This window comes from Bacillus sp. NPDC060175 (genome assembly GCF_042728695.1).
Classification (GTDB): domain Bacteria; phylum Bacillota; class Bacilli; order Bacillales; family Bacillaceae_G; genus Bacillus_A.
Map to the genome: position 1 here is coordinate 16,304 of NZ_JBHWYR010000021.1, position 20,668 is coordinate 36,971.

Annotated in this window: 26 protein-coding genes; 18 read left to right on the forward strand and 8 right to left on the reverse strand. The window is 35.3% G+C overall.

The features are described from left to right. On the reverse strand, positions 1 to 710 hold a 710-nt coding region (locus ACFWDE_RS12870), incomplete at its 3' end, for a flagellin N-terminal helical domain-containing protein (protein ID WP_377892717.1). A 256-nt stretch (positions 711 to 966) separates the two neighbouring features. On the opposite strand from ACFWDE_RS12870, the gene ACFWDE_RS12875 reads away from it, so the two are divergent. The 17 genes from ACFWDE_RS12875 (at position 967) to ACFWDE_RS12955 (ending at position 14,615) form a co-directional block, all read left to right on the forward strand. Continuing rightward, positions 967 to 1,758, forward strand: a complete 792-nt coding sequence (locus tag ACFWDE_RS12875; RefSeq protein WP_377892719.1) for a lytic transglycosylase domain-containing protein — start codon at positions 967 to 969, stop codon at positions 1,756 to 1,758. Between the two features lie 62 nt (positions 1,759 to 1,820). Next, on the forward strand, positions 1,821 to 2,045 hold the full coding sequence (locus ACFWDE_RS12880; RefSeq protein ID WP_000775712.1) for a flagellar motor switch protein FliN: 225 nt from the start codon (positions 1,821 to 1,823) through the stop codon (positions 2,043 to 2,045). A 14-nt stretch (positions 2,046 to 2,059) separates the two neighbouring features. After that, positions 2,060 to 3,046, forward strand: a complete 987-nt coding sequence (gene fliM / locus ACFWDE_RS12885; RefSeq protein WP_002086450.1) for a flagellar motor switch protein FliM — start codon at positions 2,060 to 2,062, stop codon at positions 3,044 to 3,046. 10 nt (positions 3,047 to 3,056) lie between these two features. Beyond that, complete coding sequence (locus ACFWDE_RS12890; protein WP_377892720.1) at positions 3,057 to 3,416, forward strand: flagellar motor switch protein FliN; 360 nt, start codon at positions 3,057 to 3,059, stop codon at positions 3,414 to 3,416. 12 nt (positions 3,417 to 3,428) lie between these two features. Then, positions 3,429 to 3,749: a hypothetical protein gene (locus tag ACFWDE_RS12895; protein ID WP_000121176.1), complete on the forward strand. Its 321-nt coding sequence runs from the start codon at positions 3,429 to 3,431 to the stop codon at positions 3,747 to 3,749. After that, complete coding sequence (locus tag ACFWDE_RS12900) at positions 3,746 to 4,504, forward strand: flagellar type III secretion system pore protein FliP (RefSeq protein WP_002135432.1); 759 nt, start codon at positions 3,746 to 3,748, stop codon at positions 4,502 to 4,504. Before ACFWDE_RS12895 ends, ACFWDE_RS12900 begins: the two co-directional genes overlap by 4 nt. 33 nt (positions 4,505 to 4,537) lie before the next feature. After that, a complete protein-coding gene (locus ACFWDE_RS12905; RefSeq protein WP_002011993.1) occupies positions 4,538 to 4,813 on the forward strand; it encodes a flagellar biosynthetic protein FliQ in 276 nt (91 codons plus the stop codon). Positions 4,814 to 4,828: 15 nt separating this feature from the next. After that, positions 4,829 to 5,590, forward strand: a complete 762-nt coding sequence (locus ACFWDE_RS12910) for a flagellar biosynthetic protein FliR (RefSeq protein ID WP_001055697.1) — start codon at positions 4,829 to 4,831, stop codon at positions 5,588 to 5,590. Between the two features lie 10 nt (positions 5,591 to 5,600). Next, a complete protein-coding gene (flhB, locus tag ACFWDE_RS12915) occupies positions 5,601 to 6,647 on the forward strand; it encodes a flagellar type III secretion system protein FlhB (protein WP_002011992.1) in 1,047 nt (348 codons plus the stop codon). Positions 6,648 to 6,670: 23 nt separating this feature from the next. Continuing rightward, entirely contained in the window at positions 6,671 to 8,737 is a 2,067-nt protein-coding gene (gene flhA / locus ACFWDE_RS12920) for a flagellar biosynthesis protein FlhA (protein WP_377892724.1), read from the forward strand. A 14-nt stretch (positions 8,738 to 8,751) separates the two neighbouring features. Then, complete coding sequence (gene flhF, locus ACFWDE_RS12925) at positions 8,752 to 10,062, forward strand: flagellar biosynthesis GTPase FlhF (protein WP_377892726.1); 1,311 nt, start codon at positions 8,752 to 8,754, stop codon at positions 10,060 to 10,062. A 43-nt stretch (positions 10,063 to 10,105) separates the two neighbouring features. Further along, the gene (locus ACFWDE_RS12930; RefSeq protein ID WP_377892728.1) at positions 10,106 to 10,879 is read left to right on the forward strand and encodes a flagellar basal-body rod protein FlgG; all 774 of its coding nucleotides are present in this window, start codon (positions 10,106 to 10,108) and stop codon (positions 10,877 to 10,879) included. Positions 10,880 to 11,049: 170 nt separating this feature from the next. After that, positions 11,050 to 12,348 carry an NtaA/DmoA family FMN-dependent monooxygenase gene (locus ACFWDE_RS12935; RefSeq protein WP_377892729.1) on the forward strand — a complete coding sequence of 433 codons (1,299 nt, stop codon included), beginning with the start codon at positions 11,050 to 11,052 and terminating at the stop codon, positions 12,346 to 12,348. A 177-nt stretch (positions 12,349 to 12,525) separates the two neighbouring features. Next, the gene (locus ACFWDE_RS12940) at positions 12,526 to 13,362 is read left to right on the forward strand and encodes a TrmB family transcriptional regulator (protein WP_377892731.1); all 837 of its coding nucleotides are present in this window, start codon (positions 12,526 to 12,528) and stop codon (positions 13,360 to 13,362) included. Next, positions 13,352 to 14,080 carry an AzlC family ABC transporter permease gene (locus tag ACFWDE_RS12945; protein WP_033706620.1) on the forward strand — a complete coding sequence of 243 codons (729 nt, stop codon included), beginning with the start codon at positions 13,352 to 13,354 and terminating at the stop codon, positions 14,078 to 14,080. Before ACFWDE_RS12940 ends, ACFWDE_RS12945 begins: the two co-directional genes overlap by 11 nt. Next, the gene (locus tag ACFWDE_RS12950) at positions 14,071 to 14,382 is read left to right on the forward strand and encodes an AzlD domain-containing protein (protein WP_070141625.1); all 312 of its coding nucleotides are present in this window, start codon (positions 14,071 to 14,073) and stop codon (positions 14,380 to 14,382) included. Before ACFWDE_RS12945 ends, ACFWDE_RS12950 begins: the two co-directional genes overlap by 10 nt. 62 nt (positions 14,383 to 14,444) lie before the next feature. Further along, positions 14,445 to 14,615, forward strand: a complete 171-nt coding sequence (locus tag ACFWDE_RS12955; protein WP_002064673.1) for a DUF3951 domain-containing protein — start codon at positions 14,445 to 14,447, stop codon at positions 14,613 to 14,615. An 82-nt stretch (positions 14,616 to 14,697) separates the two neighbouring features. Here ACFWDE_RS12955 and ACFWDE_RS12960 read toward each other — a convergent pair whose 3' ends face one another. The 7 genes from ACFWDE_RS12960 to ACFWDE_RS12990 form a co-directional block, all read right to left on the reverse strand. Beyond that, positions 14,698 to 15,285 carry a VanZ family protein gene (locus tag ACFWDE_RS12960; RefSeq protein ID WP_377892734.1) on the reverse strand — a complete coding sequence of 196 codons (588 nt, stop codon included), beginning with the start codon at positions 15,283 to 15,285 and terminating at the stop codon, positions 14,698 to 14,700. A gap of 74 nt (positions 15,286 to 15,359) precedes the next feature. Beyond that, positions 15,360 to 15,770, reverse strand: coding sequence for a hypothetical protein (locus tag ACFWDE_RS12965; RefSeq protein WP_002064674.1), 411 nt, complete (start codon positions 15,768 to 15,770; stop codon positions 15,360 to 15,362). A gap of 468 nt (positions 15,771 to 16,238) precedes the next feature. Then, the gene (locus ACFWDE_RS12970; RefSeq protein ID WP_016094371.1) at positions 16,239 to 16,598 is read right to left on the reverse strand and encodes a hypothetical protein; all 360 of its coding nucleotides are present in this window, start codon (positions 16,596 to 16,598) and stop codon (positions 16,239 to 16,241) included. An 11-nt stretch (positions 16,599 to 16,609) separates the two neighbouring features. Further along, positions 16,610 to 17,203, reverse strand: a complete 594-nt coding sequence (locus ACFWDE_RS12975; protein ID WP_016094370.1) for a dienelactone hydrolase family protein — start codon at positions 17,201 to 17,203, stop codon at positions 16,610 to 16,612. 2 nt (positions 17,204 to 17,205) lie between these two features. Further along, positions 17,206 to 17,541 carry an antibiotic biosynthesis monooxygenase family protein gene (locus ACFWDE_RS12980; RefSeq protein ID WP_002064676.1) on the reverse strand — a complete coding sequence of 112 codons (336 nt, stop codon included), beginning with the start codon at positions 17,539 to 17,541 and terminating at the stop codon, positions 17,206 to 17,208. Positions 17,542 to 17,727: 186 nt separating this feature from the next. Beyond that, on the reverse strand, positions 17,728 to 17,907 hold the full coding sequence (locus ACFWDE_RS12985; RefSeq protein WP_002064678.1) for an H-type small acid-soluble spore protein: 180 nt from the start codon (positions 17,905 to 17,907) through the stop codon (positions 17,728 to 17,730). A gap of 66 nt (positions 17,908 to 17,973) precedes the next feature. Then, a complete protein-coding gene (locus ACFWDE_RS12990) occupies positions 17,974 to 19,188 on the reverse strand; it encodes a helix-turn-helix domain-containing protein (protein WP_377892737.1) in 1,215 nt (404 codons plus the stop codon). A gap of 118 nt (positions 19,189 to 19,306) precedes the next feature. Between ACFWDE_RS12990 and ACFWDE_RS12995 the strand changes: the two genes are divergently transcribed. After that, on the forward strand, positions 19,307 to 20,575 hold the full coding sequence (locus ACFWDE_RS12995) for an MFS transporter (RefSeq protein ID WP_377892739.1): 1,269 nt from the start codon (positions 19,307 to 19,309) through the stop codon (positions 20,573 to 20,575). Positions 20,576 to 20,668 lie beyond the last annotated feature (93 nt).

Genomic DNA, 20,668 nt, shown 5'->3' on the forward strand with positions numbered 1-20,668 from the left:
ATTTGAGAAGCAGAAGATGCCATATTAGTAGCTTGGCTCGTTACGTTGTTTAAGTTATGGTCTAAACGGTTTAATTGAGAACCGAAAGTTGCTCTAGCGTCAGCAATTTCTTGAATAGCAGTGTCAAGAGCTGTGATTTGAGCTGGTGCAGAAGCTGCATTTAAAGCCTTATCTGTGCCTGTAGCTGTAGGTGTAGCTAAAGTTGCAGTTGTTATAGCTTTTGTATCGATAGCTGTGATTTTCATTGTATCACTTGAAGCATCAGAAAGTTGAATCGTGATATCTTTCCCACCAGGACCACCTAAAAATGCATTACCATTGAAATTTGTTTTGTCAGCAATATGATCAATTTCTTGTGCTAATGCTTGATACTCTTTGTCCATAGATGCGATATCTTTATCGTTGTTTGTACCGCTTGATGCTTGTGTTGCAAGGTCACGCATACGAAGTAAGATATTTGAAACTGAACCTAATGCAGCGTCACCAGTACGTAAAGCAGACATAGCGTCTTGTGTGTTACGTGCTCCAACGTTTAATCCGCCTTCTTTCGCACGCATACGAGTAGCGATAGCTAAGCCAGCCGCATCGTCAGCTGCACTGTTGATTGATTTACCGCTAGATAAACGGTTCATAGATGTATTCATTTTGTCTTGGTTTTGTCGCATGTACTCTTGTGTACGCATGCTGTTAATGTTTGTATTAATTCTCATGATAAGAACCCCCATTTTTTTATATTGATTTTTCTGTTAATTGATAAACGTAAATATGCAAAAAAATCAATTTCGAGATTAATTGTAATCCTTGGTATATATCGTGTCAACGATTAATTGTAATTATTGAATATAAAAAAATGATAATTTTCTATTTGTTCATTTTTTTATTACAATATTATCAAAAGGATTATTGCAAACTTTTAAAAAAAACTCTAATATATAGAATATCTTTGTTTACTGAAAAGGTGATATTATGGTAGTTGGAAATATAGTAAAAGAAGTTCTTGCATATAAAAAAGGACAAATTCAGCAGAAGCTAAGCAGTCCACAAGCATTCGTTAGTAGTCGTTTTCAAGAGAAGTTGCAGAGTGAACCTGCGAAGGAGTCGAAGGTTACTACGCAGCCGGCAAAAGTAGAAGATATGAGTCAGCCGGTACAATCTATGAAAATAGAAACGGTTGTTAATAAACCAGAAGAATCTATTAATAAAGTAGAGGAAGCGAGTAAGCCTGAGGAGACGGAGAAAGCTGAAACGAAGCAAGTAGATGAAGTGCAAGTTGCACAAAAAGAGTTTGAACGACGTTTCCCAGAAACGAAAAATGAGCCTGCTGATATGTGGGAATTAACGAAGAAGTATAATATTCAAAAAATACGTTCTTCCAATGAAGGTAAGTATGAGGATATTATTGATCGTGTAAGTAATACATATGGAATTCCGAAAACGTTAATTCAAAAAATGATTGAAGTGGAGTCTAATTTTAATCCGAAAACGGTGTCACATGCAGGGGCGATGGGGTTAATGCAGCTTATGCCAGCGAATGTGAAAGAGATGGGTATAAAAAATCCATTTTCACCAGCTGAAAGTATTGAGGGCGGTGTGAAAGAGTTAAGTGGTTATTTAAAGAAAAATAACGGTGATCTCGTATTGGCGCTTGCTTCTTATAATGCTGGTCCTGGTAATGTGAGAAAGTACGGAGGCGTACCGCCATTTAAAGAAACGCAAGGATATATTAAAAAAATATTAAATATCGACGTTTCAAAATAAGAAATTTCATATATAGAGAGAACATGAAATTTTTGTGAACATGATATGGGAGTTGGCTAGATTTGAAATTACAAGATGATATTCCGTTAACAATTTATTTTGAAATCGGAAATACGAAAAAGAAAATTGAAGATCTGCTTCATATTACGAAAGGTACATTGTATCGTCTTGAAAATTCAACGAAAAATACGGTGCGTCTTATGCTTGAGAATGAAGAGATTGGAACCGGAAAGATTTTGACGAAGAATGGGAAAATGTATGTCGAAATCGTTGAATTGAAAAGGTAGGGAAGGGGATTATCATGAGTGGCGAAAAATTAAGCCAAGAGCAAATTGATGCCCTGCTGAAGGCGGTAAATGAAGGCGAGGAAATGCCAGCTTTCGCACAAGAAGCAGGGAAGCAAGATAAATTTCAAGAGTATGATTTTAATAGACCGGAGAAGTTCGGTGTTGAGCATTTACGTAGTTTGCAGGCGATTGCGTCTACATTTGGAAAGCAGACGTCACAGACGTTGTCAGCTCGTATGCGTATTCCAATTGAACTCGAGCCTTCAACGGTTGAGCAAGTTCCATTTACGAGTGAGTATGTAGAGAAAATGCCGAAAGATTATTATTTATATTGCGTGATAGATCTAGGTTTACCAGAACTTGGCGAAATTGTTATTGAGATTGATTTAGCGTTCGTTATATATATTCATGAATGCTGGCTTGGCGGAGATAGTAAGCGTAACTTTACGATGCGCAGACCGTTAACGGCGTTTGAGTTTTTAACGCTTGATAATATATTCTTGCTACTTTGTAAAAATTTAGAGCAATCATTTGAAAGCGTTGTTGCGATTGAACCGAAGTTTGTAACGACGGAGACAGATCCGAATGCGCTGAAGATTACAACGCCAAGCGATATTATTTCATTACTGAATGTAAATATGAAAACAGAGTTTTGGAATACGACGGTTCGTATTGGTATTCCGTTCTTATCTGTTGAAGAGATTATGGATAAGTTAACGTCTGAAAATATTGTCGAACATTCTTCAGATAAGCGTAAAAAATATACGTCTGAAGTAGAAGTGAAAGTAAATCAAGTGTACAAACCTGTTCACGTTGCGATTGGTGAGCAAAAGATGACGATTGGTGAGATTGAGAAAATTGAAGAAGGCGATATTATTCCGCTTCATACGAAAGTTTCAGATCAACTACGTGGTTATGTAGATGGGAAACATAAATTTAATTGTTTTATTGGGAAAGATGGAACGCGTAAGGCGCTCCTATTTAAAAGTTTTATAGAGTAGGAGGATCCATATGAAGCATGAAGTATCTCCTGTGTCATTAATGGGATTAGAAGAATTTGCAGGGAAGCGAAATGAAGCGGGTAAAGCGCATATTGATACCGTTTCGGATATTTTGATTGAACTTGGTGTAAAGCTTGGGAAGTCATCGATTCAGCTTGGCGATGTGAAACAATTAAAAGTTGGCGATGTTCTTGAAGTAGAGAAAAATTTAGGACATAAAGTAGATGTATATTTAAGTGATATGAAAGTCGGTATTGGTGAGGCAATAGTAATGGACGAGAAGTTTGGCATTATTATTTCTGAAATTGAAGCTGACAAGAAACACGCGGCGCTTATGAAGGCGCAAAATCAAATGCAGGATAAAGAGTAGAGGAGGAGTCATATGTCGTATATGACGACCTTATTTCAAGTCGTTTTACTGTTTGGTGCGCTCGGCTATGGTGCATATTATATGACGAAAAAGACGCGCAAACAGCAGTTTTTTAAGCAAGGTGAAAACGGCCATATTCAAGTGAAAGACGGTGTTTATTTAAATCATCAAACGAGCGCCTTTTTATTTGAAGTGGACGGGAAGCAAGTGTTTACTGTTATAAGTAATAACGGTGTACAATCTGTGCAATTAACAGGAACAGGAAATCAGTTTCAACAAGCGCTAGAAGACGCGGTGAAGAGTGAAACGAAAAAAGTAGAGGATCCATCATGAGAATAAAGAAACAGTTATCGTTATTTGCCGTTATTTTCGTATTTTCTATTATTTTTTCAATTGTTTTTGTAAATCCAGCGTATGCAGCCCCGAACGGTTTTATTAATTTCGAAAATGGAAAAGAGTTTACGAGTAATTCAAGTGTACAACTATTCGCACTCGTTACCCTTCTATCATTATCTTCTTCTATCGTTCTTTTATTTACGCATTTTACTTATTTTATGATTGTTCTTGGGATTACTCGTCAAGGGCTTGGGGTTATGAATTTACCACCGAACCAAGTGCTTGTTGGACTCGCATTATTTTTATCGCTGTTTACAATGCAGCCAGTGCTTGGTCAATTAAAGAGTGATGTGTGGGACCCGATGACGAAAGAAAAAATAACAGTAAGTCAAGCTGCGGAGACGACAGCTCCGATTATGAAAGATTATATGTCGAAGCATACGTATAAGCATGATTTGAAAATGATGCTGAAAGTGCGTGGAGAAGAGTTGCCGAAAGATTTAAAGGATCTTTCATTGTTTACGCTTGTGCCATCCTTTACGTTAACGCAAATTCAAAAAGGGTTACTTACAGGGATGTTCATTTATTTAGCGTTTGTCTTTATTGATTTAATTATTAGTACACTTTTAATGTACCTTGGGATGATGATGGTACCGCCGATGATTTTAAGTTTACCATTTAAAATACTCGTTTTCGTATATTTAGGTGGATATACAAAAATCGTCGATATTATGTTTAAAACGGTCGCCTGAAGCGTTTGATGCTATGTGATAGGAGTCATATAAATGAATACGTCACCAATTATAGATATTTTCCAAACCTTTTTTTATAAAGGGGTTATGATTTTAATGCCGATTGCCGTTGTAAGTATGATTGTCGTTATTATTATCGCGGTTATTATGGCGATGATGCAAATTCAAGAGCAAACGCTGACGTTTTTACCGAAAATGGCGAGTATTGTGCTCGTTATTATCATTTTAGGTCCGTGGATGTTTCAAGAGTTAACGATGCTTATTTTAGATTTATTTGATAAAATCCCATCGCTATTGCGTTCGTACTAAGATAGGTGAACTGAAATGAATATGGAATTATGGGCGGCGACGTTTTTTGCGTTTTGTCGCATTACTTCATTTTTATATTTTCTACCGTTTTTCTCAGGCCGATCAATTCCGGCGATGGCAAAGGTTACATTTGGACTCGCTCTTTCGATTACAGTGGCCGATCAAGTGGATGTCTCTCACATAAAGACAGTTTGGGATGTTGCAGCTTATGCAGGAACGCAAATTGTAATTGGATTATCACTTTCAAAAATTGTAGAGATGCTGTGGAACATTCCGAAAATGGCAGGGCATATTTTAGACTTTGATATCGGTTTATCGCAGGCGAGTTTATTTGATGTGAATGCAGGATCACAGTCTACTTTACTATCAACAATTTTTGATATATTTTTTCTTATTATTTTTATTTCACTGGGCGGCATTAACTATTTCGTTGCCACGATTTTAAAGTCGTTTCAATATACAGAGGCGATTTCAAAATTGTTGACGACTAGTTTTTTAGATAGTCTACTCGCAACGTTATTATTTGCAATTACATCAGCGGTTGAAATTGCTTTGCCACTTATGGGCAGTCTATTCATTATTAATTTCGTCCTTATTTTAATCGCAAAAAATGCACCACAATTAAACGTTTTTATGAATGCGTACGTAATTAAAATAACGTGTGGTATTTTGTTTATTGCGATGAGCGTACCGATGCTCGGTTATGTGTTTAAAAATATGACAGACGTATTACTGGAAGAGTATACGAAACTATTTAACTTTTTCTTAACGAAGTAGGGGGACGCGTATGGCAAAGGATAATAAAACAGAAAAGGCCACCCCGCAGAAGCGTAAAAAATCGCGTGAAGAAGGGAATATCGCCCGGAGTAAAGATTTAAATAATTTATTTTCCATTCTCGTATTAGCAGTTGTCGTTTACTTTTTCGGAGATTGGCTCGGCTATGAGATTGCACATTCCGTAGCGGTACTGTTTGATCAAATTGGAAAAAATACAGATTCGACCGAGTATTTTTATTTAATGGGTATATTACTTCTGAAAGTATCGGCTCCTATATTAATACTTGTATATGCTTTTCATTTGTTCAATTATATGATTCAAGTTGGTTTCTTATTTTCTTCTAAAGTACTTAAGCCGAAAGCATCACGTATTAATCCGAAAAACTATTTTACGAGATTGTTTAGTCGTAAAAGTTTAGTAGATATTTTGAAATCACTGTTTTATATGGGATTAATCGGTTACGTTTCGTACGTTCTCTTTAAAAAGAATTTAGAGAAGATTGTTAGTATGATTGGATTTAACTGGACAGCGTCACTTACTGAAATTATTAGCCAAATTAAATTTATCTTTTTAGCCATTTTAATTATTTTAATCATTCTTTCTATTATTGATTTCATTTATCAAAAATGGGAGTACGAACAAGATATTAAGATGAAAAAAGAAGAAGTGAAACAAGAGCATAAAGATAATGAAGGGGACCCGCAAGTAAAGGGGAAACGAAAAAACTTTATGCATGCCATCTTGCAAGGGACAATCGCGAAGAAGATGGATGGTGCAACGTTTATTGTGAACAACCCGACGCATATTTCAGTGGTGCTTCGTTACAATAAACAAGTTGATGCGGCGCCTATTGTCGTTGCAAAAGGGGAAGATGAGCTCGCATTATATATACGAACGCTTGCCCGTGAACAAGAAATACCAATGGTAGAGAACCGTCCGCTCGCTCGTTCTTTATATTATCAAGTCGAGGAAGATGAGACGATTCCAGAAGATTTATATGTAGCTGTAATTGAAGTTATGCGCTATTTAATTCAAACGAAAGAACTTGAAGTATAATAGCGCGTTTGGAGGGGATCTCTTTGTTTAAGATGGATTCTGCAAGAACCTATTTTTCTATCTTTTTAGCAGCGTCATTCGTTGTGGCGCTCTTAATTCCACTTCCACCATTTATACTTGATATCGTTATCGTTTTTCTACTAAGTATGTCAGTGCTTATTTATATGCGAGCTACAAGTATTAACGAGTGGGATGAATTAAAGTCATTTCCGACGATGTTGTTATTAATCGGGATTTTCCGCGTATCGATTAACGTTTCGACGACGCGAGCGATTTTAACAGACGGAAATGCGGGTCATGTTATTGAAGAGTTCGGTCAGTTCGTAATTGGTGGGAACTTATTAATTGGTATCGTTATTTTTATAGTTTTAATCATATTCCAGTTTATCGTTGCAAACGGTGCGTCTCGTACAGCTGAAGTAGCAGCTCGCTTTACACTTGATTCTTTACCAGGGAAACAAATGTCTATCGATGCTGACTTGAATCAGCGTCTTATTACAGAAAAAGATGCACAGGCGAAACGAAAAAAATTAAATATGGAAACAGAGTTTTACGGAGCGATGGATGGTGCCGGAAAGTTCATTAAAGGGGACGTTATTTTCGGGATTGTCATTTTATTTGTAAACATTATTTTCGGTTTAATTGTTGGTATGATGCAGCAAGGAATGAGCTTTGCAGATGCGGCTATTCACTATACACAGTTAACTGTCGGTGACGGAATTGTAAACCAAATCGGTTCGTTAATGCTTGCGATTTCAACAGGTATTATCGTAACGCGTGTATTTGACGGTTCAGCAGATACAGTAACTGAAGGAATTTTTAAAGAGTTATTAGCGCATGAAGTTGTTGTATATGCACTCGGTGGTTTATTTATCGCAATGGGTGTTTTTACACCGCTACCATTTTTACCATTTGCGCTCGTTGGAGGCACGATTATTTTCTTAGGAATTCGTAATAAAAAGCGAATAAAGAAAGAAAAAGAAGACGAGCTTCAAAAAGAATTAGAAATGATTCAAGGCGATGAAGAGCAATTACAGCAAGTGGAAGATTCATTCGGAGTCTTTACAGATAAATATCCAATTATTGTAGAGCTCGGTTTAGATTTAGCGGCGCTTGTAAAGCAGAAGATTAACGGGGAAACAGCTCGAGATAAAGTTGTTCTTATGAGGAAGTCGATTATTACCGACCTTGGTATTAACGTTCCTGGAATTAACTTTAAAGATAATACGAGTTTTAGACCGCGCGGACGTTACATTATTCGTATTAAAGGTGCGAAAGCTGCTGAAGGAGTTTTAAAATCAGGTTATTTACTAGCACTGAAAACACCGAACGTAATGGCTGATTTAGATGCAGAACCAGCGAAAGATCCAATTTTTGGTGAAGATGGATATTGGATTTTGGAGCATATGGTACAAGATGCACAAATGAAAGGCTATCAAGTGTTAGAGCCGCTTAGCATTTTAATTACGCATTTAGATGTTGTCGTTAGACGTAACCTTCATGAGTTAATTCAGCGTCAACATGTGAAAGACTTGATTCACTCGCTTGAAACTGATAATGGCGTTTTATTAGAAGAGATTAAGAAGAAAGAAATCGATTTATCACTCGTTCAAAATGTTATTAAGCAGCTTCTGAAAGAAGGAATTTCAATCCGTGATTTACCGACAATTATTGAAGGTATTATTGACGGGAAAGAAATTTATCAAAACCATGTTGATGGTGTAACGGCGTTTGTTCGTGAATGTATTTCAAAAGTTATTTGTGAGAGTGCGAAAAATCCTGATGGGAAAATTTATGCAGCACTCTTCGCTGATTCGCTTGAGTTAGATGCAGATGTTGTTAATAATTCATACCAAGGTTATTTATTAAACTGGGATTTAGATTTAGAAACGCGTGTAGTAGAACAAGTACAGCGCGTTTTCAAACAAGCTCGTTTAATGGGAAGAGAGCCAGTATTATTAACGCGTAGAAAAGATTTCAGATTTGCTATTGTGAGACTTCTTGAACGTTATCAAATAGAAGCTAAAGTATTATGTATTAGTGAATTGGCACCAGAAATTGTTGTAGATCAAATTGCTTATATTGAATAGTAGGGGGTGAAGTAATGGAAAGTACAGAAAAAAAAGAAGCGTTAATGCGAATAAAAGCAGCTTCGAAAAATGAATTGTATCGAAAATTATTTGACCAATATGGTACAGATTATTACTACGTTGTCGATGAAAGTGTAAAACGAAATATCCCGTTTTTTTGGAAAAAGAATTATGAAATGTTAGTCGCTTTTCCTGAAGATAAACAGGAAGAAAGTAATGAAGGCGTAACTCAATTTCATGAACAATTAATGGATGTTGTAAATGAACCTTCAGAAGAAATCGTGAAGGCAAATGGAATTCAATCAGTCTTGCACAATTTAGAAAACGTAACGACTTCTATGTCATATGCGGCGATGCAAACAGGAAATAGTGAAGAATGGGCAAGAAAAAAAGAAAAACTATTACAACTGTTTGAAAAAGGAATCGTCATTGTGAAACATATGGAGGAGACGAAAGTAACGAAAAAGCAGCCTGTTGTGAAACAAGCTATTTCTGTAAAGAAAGAAGAAGTAGTTATAAAAAAAGAAAATCAGGAATCTGTACCATTTATTATTCAAAAAGTAATCCGGATGTTAGAACAAAACGATGTGGAACAATATTTCATTCATGCATATGCTGAAAAATTAAAAGTGAAGTTTGAGAATGCGACGATGATTACAGAAGAAGAAGTCATCGGATACATATTGGAAGATATGAGATCTCATTTCAATACTGAAAACGTATTTGAAAAAGAGGTACAAACAATTGCATTAATCGGTCCAACTGGCGTTGGAAAAACGACGACACTTGCGAAAATGGCATGGCAGTTTCACGGTAAGAAAAAAACGGTTGGTTTTATTACGACAGATCACTCTCGCATCGGGACAGTACAGCAACTGCAAGATTACGTAAAAACAATTGGAGCAGAAGTTATCGCTGTGCGAGATGAAGCCGCAATGGCAAGGGCGCTTACTTATTTTAAAGAAGAAGCGCGCGTCGATTATATTTTAATTGATACAGCTGGGAAAAATTATCGTACGTCAGAAACGGTAGAAGAAATGATTGAGACGATGGGGCAAGTAGAGCCAGATTATATTTGTTTAACGTTATCAGCTTCTATGAAAAGTAAAGACATGATTGAAATCATTACGAACTTTAAAGATATTCATATTGATGGTATCGTGTTTACGAAATTTGATGAAACAGCGAGTAGTGGTGAATTGTTGAAAATTCCAGCAGTTTCATCGGCTCCAATTGTATTAATGACAGACGGACAAGATGTGAAGCAACATATACATATCGCTACAGCTGAACATTTAGCAAAACAAATGTTACAAACATCGTAAGAAAAGAGGTGAAGAATAAGGCGCTTGCCTTATTCAAACGAGTATGAACGGTCTTTATATAGGTTCTATGGGTATGATGAATTACATGCAGCATATTAATGTTCATTCAAATAACGTTGCAAATGCCCAAACAACAGGATTTAAAGCAGAAAACATGACTTCTAAAGTATTTGATGTGCAAGACACATATCGCCGCGGTGACGGTGCGATGACAAATATCGGTTCGGTCGATTACGCTGTCGTACCAGCTGCGACGCATGTGAACTTAGTACAAGGAAATGTACAAATGACAAATAGTGCTACAGATTTCTTTTTAGACGACGGTGCGGCTGGCACATCATCATTTTTCGTTACATCTAAAAATGATGAAACATTTTTAACGAGAGACGGTAGTTTTACATTAAATAGTGATCGTTATTTACAAACAGCATCTGGTGCTTTCGTAATGGGTGAGAATAATGAACGTATTCGTATTCCAGAAGGAGCAAAGATAGCTGTACAAGCAGACGGTACATTATACGATGAAGTAACACAAAATAATATTGGCCGCTTGCAAACGAAAACAGTAGATGCAGAAACGAATGCTCGCCTTGTGCAACGAGAAAATAAAAGTTTTACACTAGCAGAAGGTAACCTCGCTGATTTACCGAATGGAACAGGGATTGTGAAAAATCATATGCTAGAAAATTCAAATGTAGATATGACGAAAGAGATGGCAGATCTTATGTCGAGTCAAAAAATGATTCAAGCATCGCAGCGTATTATGACTTCATTTGATAAAATTTATGAAAAAGAAGCAAATGAAATATTGAGATAAAAGACTCCCGTTAGCGGGAGTCTTTTTTGTTGTTGCTTTTATTTCAGTTACATCATAAAATGATAATGATTATCAATATCATTTTATGATGTTTAATAAGAAAGGAAGTTGTAATGGTCGAATCACTTGTTTAACTAGGTGAATTAAAAATAAGGGGAAGGTGTGTACATATGTCTATAAAAAAACAGCTTTGCATTGGACTATGTTTGATTTCTAGAAAGAAAGAACAAGAGAATAAGTTTGATTCAGGAATCGATGAACAAGTAGAGTTAGCACAACTGGCAGAGAAGGCTAAGTTAGATTTTGTTTTTAAAGCAGATTATTTAGTGGCACATCCAGATTTAATTGCACGTAATAAGGGGAATGTAATTTTAGATCCAACATTACTTTTTACTGCTATCGCTTATGCAACAGAAAAGATTGGAGTCGTTACGACCGCTTCAACATCCTTTTATCCACCATATATACTAGCAAGGCAACTACAATCTTTAAATTGGATTAGTAACGGCCGAGTAGGATGGAACATTGTCACATCAATTGATGGTGCTGAAAACTTTGGTGGGGCAGGGATGCCACCATCCGAGGAACGATACGCGAAAGCGGCAGAATGTACAGAGTTAGTAAGAAAACTTTGGAGGAGTCATCCTTATGAAGTTTTGAAAGTAGATAACGCAGACGTAATTAGAGATATGGTACAGCCAATTGAGCATAGTGGGGAACACTTTGAGGTGAAAGGTCCACTTAATGTTCCTCAACATATTTCTGGGGAAATGCCTTTATTTCAAGCGGGTGCGTCAGAGTCTGGCCGGAATTTCGCTGCTTCTGTTGCGGATGCAATTTTCGCCGCGATGCCAGATGTAGAATCAGGAATCGAACTTCGTCAAGATTTAAGAAGAAGAGCAGAAAAGCATGGCCGAAAGCAAGATGATATACGTGTATTGCCTGGTTTATATTTCTTTATTGGTGATTCATATGAAGAAGCACTAGAAATGCACAGGCAAGCTCATCAACATCTTACAAAAGAGAAGAGGTGCGCTTTACTCGAAATGGTTCTCGGATTAGATGTTAGAGGGATACCATTAGAAAGTAAGGTTACTGAAGATATGCTACCAAGTAGAGATCAAACTGTACGTAGTAAAACACATGCGGAATTATTACGGAATTTCATCATAAAAAATGAACCAACTGTTGAGCAAATACTAGAACGACCAGAAGTTGTTGGTTCTGCTCATTGGGTTGCAATTGGTACACCACAAGACGTTTTTAAACAAATTATGGAAAGATTTGAAGCAGGGGCACTAGATGGATTCATTGCAATTCCAGGCGGTCCTCCAAAATCATTGGATTTATTCTTTAGTGAAGTCATTCCTTTATTCGTGAGAGCGGGTGTGTTTAGGGAAGAGTATACAGGTTCAACCTTACGTGAGCATTTGGAGGGTAATATATCAAATGCTCTACAGTTGAAATAATTCATTATGCACAAAAAGCCTTTCAAAAGAAGGCTTTTTATTTCGAATAAAAATTCGGAATTATCAGTTGACTTGTAGAGGCTTCTTTTTTATATTAGTAGGTATAACAATAACTACTAATGGAAAGTGAAATCGTCGTTTTAAAATTAGAGCTATATAAATTGTGAGGGGTTACCGATGGATGAAATAATAAAGGAGTTACAAAAGTTAGGTTTTTCCCAGTACGAATGTAAAGCGTATATTGGACTATTAAAACATTATCCAGTAACAGGTTATGAAGTGAGTAAACAAACAGGCGTACCTCGTTCGATGATTTATGAAGTACTTGGCAAGTTGATGGATAAAGGAGCGGTGCATATCGTTCCTTCTGAACCAGTGAAATATGTACCAGTGCCAGCTACGGAATTAATGGATCGAATGCGAAAAGATTTTGAAAAGTCCTTTGAATTTTTAGACCGAAAATTAAATTGTTTAGAACAAGAGCGACAAATTGATGTAATTTCGCATATTCGCTCAAATGATCGTATTTTGAAAGAAATATGCAATATAATTAATAGAGCAAAGGAAGAGTTATGGGTTTCTGTATGGGAAGATCAAGTGCATGAGATTGAGCCATACATTCATAGAAAGGAAGCGGAAGGCGTACATATTTTTTCAATTTTATTTGGTGCTCCAGAAACAAAAATAGGAGCGACATTTCACCATAATTATATGACACCTCACGTCGTTGAAAAGAGAATGGGTGGTCATTTAACTGTTATCGCGCGTGATGGGGAAGAAGTATTAATTGCTAACTTTTCAAATGATAGCACTTCATGGGCCGTTACAACGTACGATCCAGCTTTAGTTCTCGTCGCTACAGAATATGTTCGGCACGACATTATGGTGGAAGAGATTACGAAGGAGTTTGGAGCTGATAAATTAGATACATTATGGCGTGAAAACATAGATTTAGTTCATGTCGTAACAGGAAAACGTACTATGGAAGAAATGGAGGGAGATAATGGTGAATAAAGCTCAAGCACATATGACACTGCAGAGCGATGATTCATTTCAGCAAGGTGTAAAGGATTGTTTACCAACTGTATTTGGATATTTGAGCATCGGTATAGCGGCTGGTGTTATTGCGAAAACAGCAGGTTTCTCGATCATAGAAATTGCTTTTATGTCCACATTAATTTACGCAGGTTCTGCTCAGTTTATATTAGCGGGTATGTATGCAGCTGGTGCCCCAGTCTCGGCAATTATTTTTACTGTGTTCTTTGTTAATTTACGTCACTTATTAATGAGTGCTGCACTCGCACCTTACTTCACCAAGATACCTCTTTTTAAAAATTTAATAATTGGTTCGCAAATTACAGATGAAACTTTCGGCGTTGCAGTGCAACAAGCAGCACAAAAAGGCTATTTAGGCGAGAAATGGATGATGGGACTTAATGTAACAGCATATTTAAATTGGATTTTAGCTACAGTTCTCGGAGGGCTTTTTGGAGAGTGGATACCAGATCCTCATACGTACGGAATGGATTATGCGTTACCAGCGATGTTTATCGGATTATTTGTACTTCAGCTAATAAGTAGTAAACCGAAACTAGCCATTCATCTAAGTGTTGCAATTGTAGCGATTATTATCGCATACGTTTCACACTTATTTATGCCAGATAGTATAGCAGTTATCATTGCAACCTTATTAGCTGCGACGATTGGAGTGGTGATTGAAAAATGGAAATGAGATTAGACGTATTATTACTTTTACTAGCAGCAGGAGCTGTCACACTCGTGCCACGTATTTTACCTCTACTCGTATTTAGCAAACTACAAATTCCAGACTGGGGTTTAAAATGGTTAAATTACATACCAATTGCGATATTAGCAGCACTTTTAGCACAAGTATTATTTATGCATGAGACAGTGCAGTGGGATTATATCATTGCGGCAATCCCAACATTCTTCGTAGCGATATATACTCGTAGTTTATTAGGAACAGTATTAACAGGAGTCATTGTAATTATTTTGTTACGTTTATTTTTCTAAAAAGGATTCAGCTCATATAATAGCGAAAGGTGTAATAACATGAAATATATAGGGGTGGTGTTATGATACTTTTAACGATAGGCGCTATTTTATTAACGGTATTCATTTTCTTTATTATCGGTTTTATTACGTTTATGATGGTGGTTGATAAGGCGACACCTCAAATTTACTACACACCTTGTGAATCAGTAACAGTGAAATCTAAAGATAAAAATAGAAGGAAGAAAAGTTGAATGTTGGCTTTTCTTTCTTCTATTTTTCTTGCTTTATAATGTTCTATAAAACGTTATAGAACATGCTAATGTAAAAGGGAAGTCATGTTGAGGAATTGTTCGTTTCATAAATATATCTTAAAAAGGAATTCAATTTAATATCAAGTTTGTGTATAAATGTTCTATACACAAGGGTAAAGCCTTTTGATATACCATACCCTAAAATGACACCCATACAATTAAAAATTACATCGTTTATATCGACATATCGAAAAGTGAATCCGGCATAAAGTGCTGATAAAAGTTGTAGATTTTCTAACAAGAACCCTAAGACAATTCCTGATAAAACAACTTGTTTGAAATTCGTCTTTTTTATGTAAGGAAAACCAAAGCCAAAAGGAATTGTTAGTAGTATATTAAGTAATGATGTTGTTATAGCGAAATGCTCCGTGTTGAATGGTATAAAATTAGCATCTCTCCAAACATTTTGTCCAATTTCTTTTTTCATATTTTCATCTATAATAATTGGGAATTGGGTATAATTAAGTACTACACAAAGGTACAAATAAAATATTGAAAAAAATAGTAAGTACATGTTCCTCTTTTTTAGGTGTAACTTAAAAAAGAGGAGTAAAAATAACCATATAATAAATGCTCCAATAAAAATAAAACCATCAAAGTCAATTAGCATGTTTAAAATCCCTCATATTTTCATATTTAAACTATGATGTCTATTATTAGACATCATAGTTTAGTAGCAATATTTTAATTAGATATTTTTCCGTTCCCTTTTACATTCTGTCCATCGTCATTTGTTTTCCAAATAAATAAGTAGTATTCATTTGAATTTGTATCAACATTGTATGCACCAGAGAAAGATTTATTTATGCCGCCATTAACTGTTCCATAACTAGGGTCCGAACCCCATGCAGATCTGTACAGAGTATATTTTACATCGTAAGGTCCCATCGCTCCTCCATCAGTAGAATATATATATGCGCTCCCATTGATATATACACTTCCTTTAGACAGTGTGTGGAACTGTTTGTTTTTACTACCATCCACCACTCGATAGTCCATTTTAAAACTGTAACTACTAGATGCTGCTAATGTTGGTATAGCGAAACATGTCATTAAAGTTAAAGCTGTAATAATAGAAAAAATTTTTGTTTTCATGTTTTTCTCCCTGTTATTTTATTATTGAGAGGCCTTCTCAATAAAGATAATAATCTATTTAACTGTACGTGTAAATAATAAGATATAAAGATTTATAATTTTTACAATGGTTTTACAATCATTAAGAAAATGCCATATAGTTTCAATTTGTTTAAGATAAGATAGTTCAATTGTTAAAAAGTGATTAATGAATTTATTAAAATTGGTATGATTATATGGGGATCATGAATATACGACTTCAAAAGTATATTGAGGAGAATGAAGCAGCTGAACAATTCCTTGATACTATGAATTTCTAAGTTTAAAAGACTGTGGAATGATTTCAAGAAGAGAGTGTAAAATAGATGAGATATAATAATTACATAAAAATTAAGGAGAAATTAATAGACCCGAACTTGGTATTATACCAAGTTCAGGTCAAAGCTGTTAATGAAATAAAGTGATTAGGTTTTTACTACCATTTCACAGTCACATTCCCGAAAGAACTAACAACAATAATCCAAATAGAAAACTAATAAAAGAAAGAAAACCGATAGATATGGAAAAAACACGATTGTTCTTCCATTCGCGTGCGAAAACGATAAATCCTAAAACGCAAAGGGAAAACCAAATAGGTAGAAATATAAATCGACTAACTTTCTCAGGTAGTAATGAATAAAAATTTATTAAATATAATATCCAATTCGTAAAAAATAGAGCACATACGATGAATGATTGTAAGTATGGTCGGTTTAGAAAAGTTCCTTTTTTAACCGTCATAAAAATGAGAGCTAATGCTGAAATGAAGGGAATTATTATGAATATGAGTAATAGTAATGTTAGTGGCATTTGAAACTCCTTTACAACATAGTTTTCATAAGAAATGAATCTATTATATTGTATACTTGCTTTGTAGATTGCTTGTTATATTTTTCTGTGTATGGATTTAAAAATCCATGTTCGCCATGTAGTTGTTTTATTTCTAATAGCGGATTGCTTTGTTGCTGCAATGCTTTCATTAAGCAGGGGACTGAAAAACTAGCTTCTTGTTCAGGGAAAATAAGTAAGGTAGCACATGTAGGTTTAATATGAACATAGTCACGTATACGGGAACCGTAACACCCAATGATAAAATCTATTCTGGGATTGTTACTACAGAGCCAAGCAATTGTCGCTCCAACGCTAAAACCGATAAGTCCAATATGTGTGTAACTACTGGAAAGGCTAGTAATGAGTTCTTCAATTTGCTCTTTTCCATCATCAAATCCAATTTGATTCATAAAATACTGATATGCTTTTTCTTCATCACTATAATGAAATGCATTTTGTAATTGTAGAAGGTTAGGACAAAATACATCTATATTAGATGAAGTGAAGCGGTCTATAACGTGCTGCATATGATCATTCACACCGTATATTTCATGAACAACAACGAGAGCTAGTTTTTTCTTCATAGTTACAATGTACCTCTATGAAACTTATATTCTTTCTCAACAAGGCAGATGCGCAGGTGGAAGTTTTCATACCATTGCTCACGGCCTCTTTTTTTCGCTTCTTTATGTAAGGCGTTCTTTTTCCAATTTTCAATTGCTTCAAGTGACTCCCAATAAGAAATTGTAATGCCGAGTCCCGAATTATCACGTGCGCTTTCGACACCTAAAAATCCAGGTTGCTGTTTCGCAAGTTCCTCCATTTTTTCGGAAACGGTACTATAATCTGTTGTATCATTTGATAGATTTGAAGTGAATATAACTGCATAATAGGGCTTGTTTTTTTCTAAATCATATTTCATTATTTTTCCCCCTTAATGTATAGTGCGAATAATTAATTCATAGTTTGTATTTTAGCAGGTTAAAAACAGAAAAGAAGTAGAAGATTCTTATTTTTTTTAGGTGTTGTAAAACAGAGGATAGAAGGGATTTATATTAAGTAATCTAAAGTAAGAAAAATGCCACTTCAAAAAAAGAAGTGGCATTTTTTATATTTCCTCTAAGCTATTAACTGGAACTGTTAATTCGCGTCTTGGATTTGTTACTTCATATATGCGGGCGGTTTCGTTGTTTTCGTCAACGTGTTGAATCATAACAGGCATGCCTTGAAAACTGACATTGGCTTCTTCTGATGACTCTGAAAGCTCTTTTGCGCGTTGTATATTCATTTATATTCCTCCCATTATTATTATCTTTGCTAAAAAGGAGGAATAATATACCATTTCGAGACATTCTTAAAGTTTTTGTATTATTTGTAATGTTTCTTTAATAAAAGAAGAAAAGATGGAATCCGGATAAGGTTGTATCTTTTGAGCTGCTTCTGTTGCTTCTTCAAGAGCTCTTTGCTTATCGTTAAGTTTTACATAACAAAGGGCACGATATGCACCTGCCGTTGTAAGCCATGCTTGATCAAGTGGATGCATCATATAATCTGGTATTTTAGCATGTTGAAAAGCTTTCAGAGCTTCCTCGTATTTTTTTAATCCGTACAAAGCTTTTCCGGTTTCGAGGTAATACAATCCATCCTCTTGGAAAATCGGTTCGTCTTTTAGTTTTTCTCGAAATTGTTCTACATGTTCTAATGCAATTGTATATTCTTTAGTAATCGTGTTGTAGTAATACGCTTTTAATATATCTACGATCGCAACGGATAAAGTGTCTTCAGTAAAAATGGCGAATTGCTCAGATTTCTTAATGTAATGTAAATACTGTTCTTTATCAGCCGTCATGACTTTTTGATAAGATAATATGCGATAAAATTCATCTGTTTTATAATACACTTGATGTTTTTTTGAAAATGCTAATGCTTCTAATATGATTTTTTCACATTCCTCATATTTGCCACATGCGAGTAAAATAATGGCTTCTTTTAAGCACAATCTGATATGTATAATAAGATCCATTTCTAAATGGTTCGCTTCATAATCATCTCGAATACGAGCAATAAGTTGCAAACATTCCTCATACTTTTTACGTGAGAATAACGTATAAGAGAATGTTAATTTTGTTTCAGTACTGTCTCTGTATAAAGTATATTTTTCAAAAATAGAAGTTGCTTTTTCAACGAAAGATTCAATGTTGCAATCTTTCATTATAGCTGCTCCAGTAATAAAGTGTTTATACAATCGGGCAGTATTTAAAGTGAGAGGGAGTTCCTTTTGAACGATAGGAAGTAAAGTTTCATACACCTTATCACATTTATTAGCTTTTATAAGTTGCTCCATTTTTTGAATAAGTTCTACGATTTCTGCATCATCTTCTTCTAGTAAAAAACTCGTTTCACATCCAAGTTTATTAGCGATATATTGTAATGTTTTCATAGAAGGTGTAGCTTTTCCATTTTCAATTTGACTAAGCATACTTTTTGTCAGTTCCGAACCTGCTAGCTCGGTTTGCGTAAGCTTTTTTTCTTTTCGTAACGCCTTAATTTTTTCGCCGAGAGTTGCCATAACATTGCTCCTTTATAATTAAAAAGTTAAATATAATTTAACTTTTTGTTGTAAAAATTGGAAAGTTGATTATATAATAAGTTTAACACAATTTAACTTTTAAGGGGAGAGTGTCATAATGGAAGATGTAAGTATAGGTCAAAATGATTGGAAAATGAAGATTGCAACGAGAAATATTATTTTAATGATGATTGGAAAGATGACATCTTTGTTAGGGGCGGGTATTTATACGTTTGCAATGGGGCTATACGTATTAAAGACAACGGGCTCAGGAATGGGATTTGCGATTACGCTTATTTGCGGATCAATACCAAGAATGATTTGTGGACCGATTGCAGGTGCTGTAGCTGACCGCGTCAATCGAAAATGGCTTGTCATTGGCACTGATTTATTAAGTAGCTTAACGATGCTTATTATGTTTATTCTTACAATAATGCTTGGACCATCACTCCTTTTTATTTATGTATCAGCAGCATTATTATCAATTTGCGCAAGTTTTTATTCTGTTGCGTTTACTTCATCTATTCCTAATTTAGTTGATGAAGGGCGTATTCAAAAAGCGAGTGCTTTGAACCAGACGGCAGCTTCTTTATCAAATATTTTAGCGCCGATTATTGGCGGAGTTGTATTTGGTTTCTTTTCAATTAAGTCGTTCTTTCTGTTAAATAGCATTACATTCTTTTTAGCAGTTATTGTACAATTATTTATCGTATTTGATTTATATAAAAAAGAAGTGGCTGAAAATAAGGAGCATTTCTTGACGAGTATAAAAGAGGGTTTCTCATATGTAAAACAGCAGCATGAAATATATGGACTAATGAAAATTGCTTTATGGGTTAACTTTTTTGCGAGTGCACTTTTCGTTTCACTTCCATATATTGTTATTCAAAACTTGCATTTATCCTCGAAACAACTCGGAGTTGTAGAGGGAATGCTAGCAGTCGGGATGCTAATTGGTGCGATTGCTTTATCAGTGCGTAAAGAAGTGAATAATCCGTTTCGTTCTATTTATATTGGGCTGTTTTTATTTGCGGGTTTGAGTTTATGTACAGTCTTCCCGTTGTTAGTTACCATTCCGAAAGTAGCAAGTTTTATTTACTATATCGTTTTTATGATGTTAACTGGTATGTCAATGATGATCGTAAATATCCCGATGCAAGTACATATGCAAAAGACGACAGATCCAAGCTATTTAGGGCGTGTATTCGGCCTACTTGAAACTATTGCTACTGCAATCGCGCCGCTCGGTATGATTGTATATGGATTATTATTAGATATGTTGCCAACTAGCATTGTTATGATGACATTAGGTGGAGGATTATTGTTAGTTGTATTAGTTGGAGTAAAGCAGCATATGGCGAAAAAACAAGTGGATGTATCGGCTTAAAAGAAAATTTTAACAATATAAAAATGACCAAATTAGTATTTTAGTTTTTGAAACTCCTTTTCATGTATGTTACAGTAAAGTGAGCAGGCAAAG

Coding starts and splice junctions, on each gene's coding strand:
- ACFWDE_RS12875 (WP_377892719.1), top strand. CDS start 967: ATGGTAGTTGGAAATATAGTAAAAGAAGTTCTTGCATATAAAAAAGGA.
- fliM (WP_002086450.1), top strand. CDS start 2,060: ATGAGTGGCGAAAAATTAAGCCAAGAGCAAATTGATGCCCTGCTGAAG.
- ACFWDE_RS12890 (WP_377892720.1), top strand. CDS start 3,057: ATGAAGCATGAAGTATCTCCTGTGTCATTAATGGGATTAGAAGAATTT.
- ACFWDE_RS12895 (WP_000121176.1), top strand. CDS start 3,429: ATGTCGTATATGACGACCTTATTTCAAGTCGTTTTACTGTTTGGTGCG.
- ACFWDE_RS12900 (WP_002135432.1), top strand. CDS start 3,746: ATGAGAATAAAGAAACAGTTATCGTTATTTGCCGTTATTTTCGTATTT.
- ACFWDE_RS12905 (WP_002011993.1), top strand. CDS start 4,538: ATGAATACGTCACCAATTATAGATATTTTCCAAACCTTTTTTTATAAA.
- ACFWDE_RS12910 (WP_001055697.1), top strand. CDS start 4,829: ATGAATATGGAATTATGGGCGGCGACGTTTTTTGCGTTTTGTCGCATT.
- flhB (WP_002011992.1), top strand. CDS start 5,601: ATGGCAAAGGATAATAAAACAGAAAAGGCCACCCCGCAGAAGCGTAAA.
- flhF (WP_377892726.1), top strand. CDS start 8,752: ATGGAAAGTACAGAAAAAAAAGAAGCGTTAATGCGAATAAAAGCAGCT.
- ACFWDE_RS12930 (WP_377892728.1), top strand. CDS start 10,106: ATGAACGGTCTTTATATAGGTTCTATGGGTATGATGAATTACATGCAG.
- ACFWDE_RS12935 (WP_377892729.1), top strand. CDS start 11,050: ATGTCTATAAAAAAACAGCTTTGCATTGGACTATGTTTGATTTCTAGA.
- ACFWDE_RS12940 (WP_377892731.1), top strand. CDS start 12,526: ATGGATGAAATAATAAAGGAGTTACAAAAGTTAGGTTTTTCCCAGTAC.
- ACFWDE_RS12945 (WP_033706620.1), top strand. CDS start 13,352: ATGGTGAATAAAGCTCAAGCACATATGACACTGCAGAGCGATGATTCA.
- ACFWDE_RS12950 (WP_070141625.1), top strand. CDS start 14,071: ATGGAAATGAGATTAGACGTATTATTACTTTTACTAGCAGCAGGAGCT.
- ACFWDE_RS12955 (WP_002064673.1), top strand. CDS start 14,445: ATGATACTTTTAACGATAGGCGCTATTTTATTAACGGTATTCATTTTC.
- ACFWDE_RS12960 (WP_377892734.1), bottom strand. CDS start 15,285: ATGCTAATTGACTTTGATGGTTTTATTTTTATTGGAGCATTTATTATA.
- ACFWDE_RS12965 (WP_002064674.1), bottom strand. CDS start 15,770: ATGAAAACAAAAATTTTTTCTATTATTACAGCTTTAACTTTAATGACA.
- ACFWDE_RS12970 (WP_016094371.1), bottom strand. CDS start 16,598: ATGCCACTAACATTACTATTACTCATATTCATAATAATTCCCTTCATT.
- ACFWDE_RS12975 (WP_016094370.1), bottom strand. CDS start 17,203: ATGAAGAAAAAACTAGCTCTCGTTGTTGTTCATGAAATATACGGTGTG.
- ACFWDE_RS12980 (WP_002064676.1), bottom strand. CDS start 17,541: ATGAAATATGATTTAGAAAAAAACAAGCCCTATTATGCAGTTATATTC.
- ACFWDE_RS12985 (WP_002064678.1), bottom strand. CDS start 17,907: ATGAATATACAACGCGCAAAAGAGCTTTCAGAGTCATCAGAAGAAGCC.
- ACFWDE_RS12990 (WP_377892737.1), bottom strand. CDS start 19,188: ATGGCAACTCTCGGCGAAAAAATTAAGGCGTTACGAAAAGAAAAAAAG.
- ACFWDE_RS12995 (WP_377892739.1), top strand. CDS start 19,307: ATGGAAGATGTAAGTATAGGTCAAAATGATTGGAAAATGAAGATTGCA.